Genomic DNA, 8,776 nt, shown 5'->3' with positions numbered 1-8,776 from the left:
CCGAGGGCCCGAATGCGTTCGGCGATCAGGTCGACGGCCAGCGCCAGCTCGTTGTACTGCGTCTCGAACATCAGATGCAGGGTGTTGAACATCGGCCCGGTGACGTTCCAGTGGTAGTTATGGGTCTTGAGGTAGAGCGTGTAGGAATCGGCGAGCAGGGCCGCCAGACCCTCCGCGATCGCCTTGCGCTGCTTTTCCTCGATCCCGATGTCGATAGCCGGACCGTCTTTCTTTGCCATAGTCGTTTAATCCTTCTGTGCTGCGGCGCTGCCAACATGCCCCCGTTCGGAGCATTCTGACAGGTCAATTCGGTAGTTTAGAATAATTCAAAAACGACACAATTGAACTGCGCGGACTGCCGCAGGGTGGCGGAATCATCGCTCTGGACGAACGGCTTCGGATCGGTTTCATTCCGCCGTTATGAACACCAGCGATATCGATCATCTGAAACATCAGGCGGCCGCCCGCGCGGTCGAATTCGTCACCAGCGGCATGAAGGTGGGGCTGGGGTCCGGCTCGACCTCCGAGGCCTTCATCAATCTGCTCGGGGCGCGGGTGCGCGGCGGGCTCGATATCGTCGGCGTGCCGACGTCGGAAAAGACGGCGCAGCTGGCCCGTTCGCTAGGCATTGTGCTCGGCAATCTGAACGATCTGGCGCCGCTCGATCTCGCCATCGATGGTGCCGACGAAGCCGATTACGCCCTCGACCTCATCAAGGGCGGCGGCGGGGCGCTGCTGCGCGAGAAGATCGTCGCGGTCTCGGCGAAGAAGTTCGTCGTCATGATCCACGGCTCCAAGCTGGTGGAGAAGATGGGCGCTTTTCCGCTGCCGGTGGAAGTCCTGGAATTCGGCCACGCCGAAACCGCCAAGCGGCTCGCCGCGGTGGTGAAGGCCCAGGGCTACGGCGACGTACCGGTGGTGCTGCGCAAAAAGGCCGATGCCGTCTACAAGACCGACAGCAACAACGTCATCTACGACATCGCCTTCGGTCCGGCGATGACCGAAACCGCCAAGCTGGCGACCGCCTTGTCGTGCGTTCCGGGCGTGGTCGAGCACGGTCTCTACGTCGACATCGCCTCAACCCTGATCGTCGCCCGTCCCGAAGGCCTCGAAGTCATCGAACGCAAGTAGTTCTTTCCTCCCCCGCGGTGTCGGCCCTTCGCGCCGCACGGCGTACGTATAGCGGGGGAGGTGGATCGCGAAGCGATCCGGAGGGGGGCATTCCCCTCAATTCAAGATCGGCACGATCGGCAGCAAATTGTAGATCAGCCGGGTGATGAACCGCGGCGTGCCGTCGCTCTTGAGCTGGTAATTGGGGGCGCAGGCCTTCTTAGCGCAGACAAGCGTCGCGGCGTGGCCGTCGATCGCCTGCAGCCGCTGCTCCACCGGCACGCCGAGCAGCGTCAGCCGCAAATCTTCGATCGCTTCCACCGATTGGCCGAAATAGGAATGATCGAGCCGGTCGCCTTTGGCGAAGGTGGCGTCGATGATGTCGACCACATGGGTTTTGTCATCGGCCTGGAATGACAGGTCGGTGCCGGCGCCCAGCCGCGGCACGCCGCCATGCACCCGCCGCGAGATTTCCAGCGCCGCGTCGTAGCTCGACACATAGATCGTGGTGCGCTTGGCGAACGGGGCGGCGCCGGCCATCAGCTTGGCGAAATCGTTGTTCTTGGGATCGATGCCGACATCGGCCGCCGCCAGCACCAGTTCGTCGATGAATCCGGCGCGCGGCGGGGTGCGGTCCTGGCCGAGACCGGACAGCGTCATCAGCGTCAGCCGGGCGCCAAGGCTGTGGGCAACCACCGTCACCCGCAATCCGCTTTCGCTCAGTTCGCGCAGGAATTCAGCGAGCAGCGGCTGGGCATAATCGCTGTGTTCGAGATCGGCGACATAGCGGTCGGTGTCGATTTCGGCGCTCCAGGAAAACGCCGCCAGGGCGCAGACGGTCTGGGTGTCCTGCGCCAGTTGGGCCGCGCGCACCACGCCGCCATCGAAGCCGTTATGGAAGCCGTGCACGAACAGCAGCACGGTATGGCAGCCCCGCGCCTTGGCCTGGGCCGCAATCAGGGCGATGGCGCCGCCGAGTCGCTTGTCGTCTTTCTCGCATTGGACCGGATTGGTCTTGGCGACATAGCCCCATTGCGGGCCTTCGCCGGGGGGCGGAGCGGCGGGAACGGCGGTATCGGTCGAGCCGCAGGAGGGTTTTCCCGCCCAGCGCGTGGCGAATCCGCCGCCGAACGCGGGATCGGGCTCGCGATCCGTGACGTAAACCACGTTGTTGAAGGTAGGACTGCCGTCCGCAGGCCGCCACACCGAACGTACCGGCCCGGAATCGTCGATCGCGCAGCCGGCGAGCACGATGGCAAGCCCCAGAATGGCCAGTATGTGCCTCAAAGCCCCCTCCGGCGTTGATGGTCCATCAAACCTCCTTTATGCGAAGGGAGGCAAGCCAGGATTTCAACATGTCCAAACACGATTTCGACCTGTTTGTCATCGGTGGCGGTTCGGGCGGCGTGCGCGCGGCACGGATTACCGCCGGATTGGGCTTCAAGGTCGGGCTGGCGGAAGGCTCGCGCATGGGCGGCACCTGTGTGATCCGCGGCTGCGTGCCGAAGAAGCTCTATGTCTATGCCAGCCGGTTCACCGAGGATTTCGAGCTGGCTCCCAGCTTCGGCTGGACGTTTGGCACGCCGCGCTTCGACTGGGTCACGCTGCAGGCCCACAAGAACACCGAAATCGCGCGCCTGGAAGGGCTTTATACCAAAGGCGTCGAGGGGGCGGGAGCGACCGTTTTCCACGAGCACGCCGCGCTCGACGACGCCCACACCATCCGGCTGGCAAGCGGCAAGACCGTCACCGCCGACAAGATCCTGATCGCCACCGGCAACCGGGCGGCGCGCGATCTCTACGGCGCCGGCGGCGTGGAACATTGCTGCACCTCCGATGAGGTGTTCGACTGGCCCGAATTACCGAAGCGCGTCGTCATCGCCGGCGGCGGCTATATCGCGGTCGAATTCGCTCACATCTTCCAGGCGCTCGGGGCCGAGACGACACTGGTGGTGCGCCGTCCCAAGGTGCTGCGCGGTTTCGACGAGGATCTGCGCGAAGCCCTGATGGCGTCGATGGAACGCCGCGGCATCCGCGTTTTGCCCGACCGGATGTTCACCGCCGTGGAGCGCGACCGCGATGAAATCCATGCGGTCCTCACCAGCGGCGAGCGCCTCGTCGCCGACAAGCTGCTGCTCGCCTGGGGCCGCATCCCGAATACCGAAGGTCTCGGGCTCGAAAAGGCCGGCGTCAAGACCGGCAAGAACGGACGGGTGGAGGTGGATGACTACTCGCGCACCAGCGCCGAGAACATCTACGCCGTCGGCGATGTCACCGACCGTTTGCAACTGACCCCGGTGGCGATCCACGAGGCGATGTGCTTCATCAAGACTGCGTTCCAGGACACGCCGACGCGCCCCGATCACGCGCTGGTGCCGACCGCGGTGTTCACGACGCCGGAAATCGGCACCGTCGGCATCAGCGAGGAGGCCGCGCTGGCGCACGGTCACGCCATCGACGTCTACAAATCGAGCTTCCGCCCGATGCGTTTCGCGCTCGCCGGCAGCGGCGACCGCATGCTGATGAAGCTGATCGTCGACGCTAAAACGGACAAGGTTCTCGGCTGCCATTTGTTCGGCCCCGACGCCTCCGAAATGGTGCAGATCGTCGCCGTGGCGCTGAAAATGGGCGCCACCAAGGCCCAGTTCGACGCCACCATAGCCCTCCACCCCTCCGCCGCCGAAGAACTTGTGACCATGCGAACGAAGAGCTATTCGAAGGCGCCATAGCGCTTGTTCCCAAATGTGGAACATGCTATAGCGTGGCCATGCAGATCATTGCCAAAAGAACGCTGAAGCTCTTTTGGCTCCGTCATGCTCAAGCCGAGATTCCACTGCGCAACTGGTTCGCGATTGTGGACAAAGCTGAGTGGCAGTGCCCAGCAGACGTCAAAACGGCGTTTGGCACCACCGTTGATTTTGTCGAGGACAACCGAGTCGTTTTCGACATCGGGGGAAATAAATACCGATTGGTTGCGCATGTGGCATACGGGTACAAGCGCGTGCTGGTGAAGTTTGTCGGGACCCACAAAGAATACGATAAGATCAAGGCAGGCACCATAAAATGACGAAGATGAAGCCCATTCGCCCGATCCGGACAGAAGCGGACTACGAATGGGCGCTTGCCGAGATTGAACCTTACTTCCTGCAAGAGCCCAAGTACGGCACTCCGGATGCCGACCGTTTCGACGTGTTGGCGGCACTGATCGAGGTCTATGAAGGCAAGCATTGGCCGATCGATCCGCCTGATCCGGTGGAAGCAATAAGTTATCGAATGGGATTATCGGGCTACAGCCAAGCCGATTTGGCGAAGCTGATTGGTTCACGTTCTCGTGCTTCGGAGATCATGGGGCGCAAGCGCCCGCTGACTATGGAGCAGGCGTGGAAACTCCATCAGCATTGGAATATCCCTGCAGAGGTACTGCTGCGGCCCTACCACACTGGACGCGCTTGATCTTTAGCCCATGACCGACGATCCCATTCGCCTCAAGCATCGCCAGCTCGAGAAGATCGCCATGAGCGCGCTGCGCATGGCGCGCGTGCTGGTGGAATGCGGCGCGCGGGTCAGGGTGGTGCATCAGGGCGCTTCGCTGGTGGCGAGGGGGCTGGGCGTCGAGCCGGTCGGGCTCAGAACCGGTTATGCCTCGCAGGAAATCACCGTCCGCAGCGGCACCAACACCATCACCCGCATGATGACCATCGGTCCGCACGGGGTGAACCATCGACTCGACCACGCCATGCGGGCGCTGGCGGTGCGCGTTTCCAAAGGCGGCATGACGGTGGATGCCTTCGAGGCCGAAATGGACCGCCTCGTCAAATCGACGCCCCGCCATCCCTTGTGGCTGGTGGCGCTGGCGGTGGGGATGGCGTGCGCCGCGTTCGGGCGGCTGCTCGGCATCGACTGGCTGGCGTTCGGGCCGGTGTTCGTCGGCGGTGGGCTGGGGCAGGCGCTGCGGATGTATCTGCACCGGCGCGGCACCAACACCTATGTGCTGGCGGCGGTGATCGCCTTCACCGCGGCGGGTATCGGTGGAGCGGCGGCCCATCTCGTCGGCTCAACCACGGTCAATCTCGCCATGATGGCCTCCATTCTGCTGCTGGTTCCGGGTGTCCCGGCGACCAACGCCCAGACCGACATCATGGACGGCTATCCGTCCATGGGCAGCGCCCGCGCCGTGTCGGTGTTGATGGTGATGGTGTTTGCGACCTGCGGCGTCTGGCTGGCCGAAGCGCTGTTGGGGGTGAGATGATCCACCTCCTCACCGACTGGCCCCATCTCCTGCATCAGGCGTTTTTCGGCGCGGTGGCGGCAGCCGGGTTCGGCGTGCTGTTCAATTTTGGTCTCAAATCGCTGGCTTGGTGCTTTGCCGCCGGGGCGCTCGCGCTCTCGGTGCGCACCGTCGGGCTCGACCTCGGCTGGAGCCTGGAAGCGGCGTCGTTCGTGGCGGCGGTGATGGCCAGCCTGTGTGCCAACGTCCTGCGACGCCCGCTTGGTGGGCGCGGCAACGCCGTGGCGCTGGCCGGCTGCATCCCGATGGTGCCGGGCGCCTTTTTCGGACAGGCGATTCTGGGCGCACTGGCGGTCACCACGCCGCACCCCGAAAATGCTGAAGTGATCCTTACCGCCATCGAATACTTGTTACGGGTGGTGTTTACCGTCGCAGCCATAGGGGCCGGGCTGGCGATTCCGGCCCATCTCTTGAAATACAAGGAATTCTGATCCGTCCCGAAATGGGCGTTGGTTAACGTCTTGGCAACGGGAACTAGGCAATGGTTGCCGGTCCAATACCGGTAGCGGGACCATGGTCAGGTTTCTTGTCATCTTCATCTACGTGCTCGCGAGCGCCACGCTGGGTTGTCTGGCCGGCATGATGCAGTCGCTTCCGACGGGAATCGCCTGCGGCTTCATCTCGTTCCTTCTGATGTTCCAGATCGACGGCTCGGTGATGCGCCGCCGTTGGGCGAAGAAGCAGAACAAGGAAATCCAGACCCTGAAAAAGTCCGGCGCGGCGGTGGAAAAGGCGCTGGCCGAAACCCAGGCGCGGGTCGACGAAGTGACCCGTTCGATGGAGGCGCGCGCCCACGCCCAGAACAAGAAGATCGTTTCCGAACTGCAGGTTCTGGAAAGCCTGATGAAGGAGTTCGCCACCAAGATTTCCGACAAGGCGCGCCACGAAGCGGGCGGACGTCCGGCCGGGGCTCCGGCCAGCCTCGAAAACGTTGCCGAACCGGAACTGTTGGAAATGATCCGCGCCTCGCTCGAGGAAAACCGCGTCGATCTCTACCTGCAGCCGACGGTCAGCCTGCCGCAGCGCAAGGTGCGCTTCTACGAGGCGCTGTCGCGGCTGCGCTCCGAATCCGGCTCGGTGATCATGCCGGCGCAGTACATCAAGATCGCCGCGCCCGCGGGCCTGATGAGCGTGGTCGACAACCTGCTCCTGTTCCGCTGCGTCCAGATCGTCCGCCGCCTGATGAATCGCAACCGCGGCATCGGCGTGTTCTGCAACATCTCGGGCGACACCTTGCGCGACGCCGAATTCTTCCCGCAGTTCCTCGAGTACATGCAGCACAACCGCGACCTCGCCGGCCAGATCGTGTTCGAATTTTCGCAGGATTCCGTCTTGCGCTGCGGCCGCGAGGGCGAGGCGAACTTGAAGCGTCTCAACGGCCTTGGCTTCGCGCTGTCGATGGACAACATCAAGTCGCTGGCGCTCGATTACGGCAAGCTCAAGAGCACCGGCTTCTCCTACCTCAAGGTGCGCGCCGACATGCTGACCAAGGGCATGAACGCCGCCGGTGCCGCCGTTGCCGCCGAGGATTTCAAGAACCTGCTGTCGCGCCACGGCCTCAACCTGATCGCCGAGCGCGTCGAGGACGAGAAAACGGTGGTGCAGCTGCTCGATTACGCCGTCGATTTCGCGCAAGGCTACCTCTTCGGCGAACCGCGCGCGGTCCGGGGCGAGACCATCAAGGAAATCGACCGCCCGCAGCCCAACGTCGTCCCCCTGCGCAAGTCGGCCTGAATTCAGGCTTTTTCGCGACCGCAACCCCGCGCCTTGAGGCGGTGGGGCGTTCCCGCTATAGCCTTCAGGTGAATTTCCCGCGCGCACCCGCGCGACAACCTGCTGTGGATTGATGAACGGTTCTCCTGTCCTGGTGTCCGGCCTTAGCGAAATCGCCGGCGAGTACGATGCGCTGATCTGCGATGTCTGGGGCGTGGTGCACGATGGCGCCAATGCCTATCCCAAGGCGGTCGAGGCGCTGACCAACTTCCGCAAAACCCGCGGCCGGGTGGTGCTCCTGACCAATGCGCCGCGCCCGCCGGCCGAGATCGCGGTGAGCCTGAAGAGCTTCGGCGTGCCCGACGACTGCTACGACGCCATCGTCAGTTCGGGCGGCGAAGCGCGCCTGGAATTGATCAAGCGCTCGCATGGCGCGCCGCTCAAGATGATGCATATCGGTCCCGAGCGCGACGTGCCGGTGTTCGAAGGTCTCGATGTCGAGCTGGTCGGACCCGAAGCGGCCGAGATCGTGCTCTGCACCGGCCTGTTCGACGACGATCACGAAACCGCCGCCGATTACGCCGAAACGCTGGCGATCCTGAAGGCGCATGATCTGGCGATGATCTGCGCCAACCCCGACGTCTGGGCGCCGCGCAATGGCGTGTTGGTGCCGTGCGCCGGGGCGATCGCGCGCGCCTATGAAAAGCTCGGCGGCCATGTGATCTATTACGGCAAGCCCGAGCCGCCGATCTACCAGCCCTCCATTGCGGCGGCGGGCGGGGCGGACAAGCGCATTCTCGTCATCGGCGACGCCCTTGAAACCGACATGGCCGGCGCCGCGGTGATGAAGCTCGACGCGCTGTTCGTCGCCGAGGGTCTGCACAAGGACGAACTCGGCAGCTTGACGGCTGCCAATCTCGGGGCACTGTTTGCCCGTCACGATCTCACGGCGCGCGCCGCCGTCGATGTTCTGAAGTGGTGACAAGATGACCGTCTATTACCAAGACCTCAAACCCGGCGTGTCGGAAAGCTTTTCCAAGCAGGTGACCGAGCGCGACATCGATCTGTTCGGCGAAGTGTCCGGCGACATGAATCCGGTTCATTTTGACGAGGCCTATGCGCGGAAAACCGTCTTTCGCGGCCGGGTCGCGCACGGCGCCATTACCGTCAGTTATCTGTCGGCGCTGTTGGGCACCAAGATGCCGGGACCGGGAACGCTGGTGATGAGCCTGTCCACCCGGTTCAAGGCGCCGGTGCGAATCGGCGATACCGTGACGGCGATCTGCACTGTGCGCGAGGTGCTGCCCAAGCGGCGGGTGGCACTCGATTTCGTCTGCAAGGTAGGGGAAACCGTGGTGATGGAGGGCGAGACCCTCGTCATCGCGCCGGCAAAACCCTAAAGTCGCCCGGCATGAAGATTTTCCGCCACATCGCCAGTATCCCGACGGAATACCAGGGCGCGGTGGTTGCCATTGGCAATTTCGACGGCGTGCATCGCGGCCATCAGGCGCTGATCCGCCGGGCGATGCGCCATGCCGAGGTGCGCGGCGTGGCGACGACGGTGCTCACCTTCGAGCCGACCAGCCGCGAATTCTTCCGCCCCGGGGCCGAGCCGATCCGGCTGACCCCGTTCCGCTCCAAGGCGCACATCCTCGCCAAGATGGG

At 63.7% G+C, this 8,776-nt stretch carries 12 protein-coding genes; 10 read left to right on the top strand and 2 right to left on the bottom strand.

The window, feature by feature from the left end:
• Positions 1 to 239, bottom strand: a 239-nt coding sequence (locus AC1P6P_RS13550) for a Dps family protein (RefSeq protein WP_481402976.1), incomplete at its 3' end; no start/stop codon positions are given.
• A 181-nt stretch (positions 240 to 420) separates the two neighbouring features.
• Between AC1P6P_RS13550 and rpiA the strand changes: the two genes are divergently transcribed.
• Complete coding sequence (rpiA, locus tag AC1P6P_RS13545; protein ID WP_481402975.1) at positions 421 to 1,131, top strand: ribose-5-phosphate isomerase RpiA; 711 nt, start codon at positions 421 to 423, stop codon at positions 1,129 to 1,131.
• A 96-nt stretch (positions 1,132 to 1,227) separates the two neighbouring features.
• Here rpiA and AC1P6P_RS13540 read toward each other — a convergent pair whose 3' ends face one another.
• The gene (locus tag AC1P6P_RS13540) at positions 1,228 to 2,397 is read right to left on the bottom strand and encodes an alpha/beta hydrolase (protein WP_481402974.1); all 1,170 of its coding nucleotides are present in this window, start codon (positions 2,395 to 2,397) and stop codon (positions 1,228 to 1,230) included.
• A gap of 68 nt (positions 2,398 to 2,465) precedes the next feature.
• Here AC1P6P_RS13540 and gor point away from each other — a divergent pair, with 68 nt between their 5' ends.
• The 9 genes from gor to AC1P6P_RS13495 form a co-directional block, all read left to right on the top strand.
• Complete coding sequence (gene gor / locus AC1P6P_RS13535; RefSeq protein WP_481402973.1) at positions 2,466 to 3,839, top strand: glutathione-disulfide reductase; 1,374 nt, start codon at positions 2,466 to 2,468, stop codon at positions 3,837 to 3,839.
• Between the two features lie 38 nt (positions 3,840 to 3,877).
• The gene (locus tag AC1P6P_RS13530) at positions 3,878 to 4,177 is read left to right on the top strand and encodes a type II toxin-antitoxin system HigB family toxin (protein ID WP_481402977.1); all 300 of its coding nucleotides are present in this window, start codon (positions 3,878 to 3,880) and stop codon (positions 4,175 to 4,177) included.
• Positions 4,174 to 4,563 (top strand): helix-turn-helix domain-containing protein, encoded by a 390-nt coding sequence (locus tag AC1P6P_RS13525; protein ID WP_481402972.1) that lies wholly within the window; start codon positions 4,174 to 4,176, stop codon positions 4,561 to 4,563. The genes AC1P6P_RS13530 and AC1P6P_RS13525 overlap by 4 nt, the downstream gene beginning before the upstream one ends.
• Before the next feature lie 10 nt (positions 4,564 to 4,573).
• A complete protein-coding gene (locus AC1P6P_RS13520) occupies positions 4,574 to 5,359 on the top strand; it encodes a threonine/serine exporter family protein (protein ID WP_481402971.1) in 786 nt (261 codons plus the stop codon).
• Positions 5,356 to 5,829: a threonine/serine exporter family protein gene (locus AC1P6P_RS13515; RefSeq protein WP_481402970.1), complete on the top strand. Its 474-nt coding sequence runs from the start codon at positions 5,356 to 5,358 to the stop codon at positions 5,827 to 5,829. Before AC1P6P_RS13520 ends, AC1P6P_RS13515 begins: the two co-directional genes overlap by 4 nt.
• 82 nt (positions 5,830 to 5,911) lie before the next feature.
• Positions 5,912 to 7,132 carry an EAL domain-containing protein gene (locus tag AC1P6P_RS13510; protein WP_481402969.1) on the top strand — a complete coding sequence of 407 codons (1,221 nt, stop codon included), beginning with the start codon at positions 5,912 to 5,914 and terminating at the stop codon, positions 7,130 to 7,132.
• A gap of 112 nt (positions 7,133 to 7,244) precedes the next feature.
• Positions 7,245 to 8,093, top strand: coding sequence for a TIGR01459 family HAD-type hydrolase (locus tag AC1P6P_RS13505; RefSeq protein WP_481402968.1), 849 nt, complete (start codon positions 7,245 to 7,247; stop codon positions 8,091 to 8,093).
• A 4-nt stretch (positions 8,094 to 8,097) separates the two neighbouring features.
• A complete protein-coding gene (locus AC1P6P_RS13500) occupies positions 8,098 to 8,511 on the top strand; it encodes a MaoC family dehydratase (RefSeq protein WP_481402967.1) in 414 nt (137 codons plus the stop codon).
• Between the two features lie 11 nt (positions 8,512 to 8,522).
• On the top strand, positions 8,523 to 8,776 hold a 254-nt coding region (locus tag AC1P6P_RS13495), incomplete at its 3' end, for an adenylyltransferase/cytidyltransferase family protein (RefSeq protein ID WP_481402966.1).

The organism is Rhizomicrobium sp. (assembly GCF_056722145.1).
The sequence above is the reverse complement of the archived record's forward strand: the minus strand, read 5'-3'. Positions and strand labels throughout refer to the sequence as shown.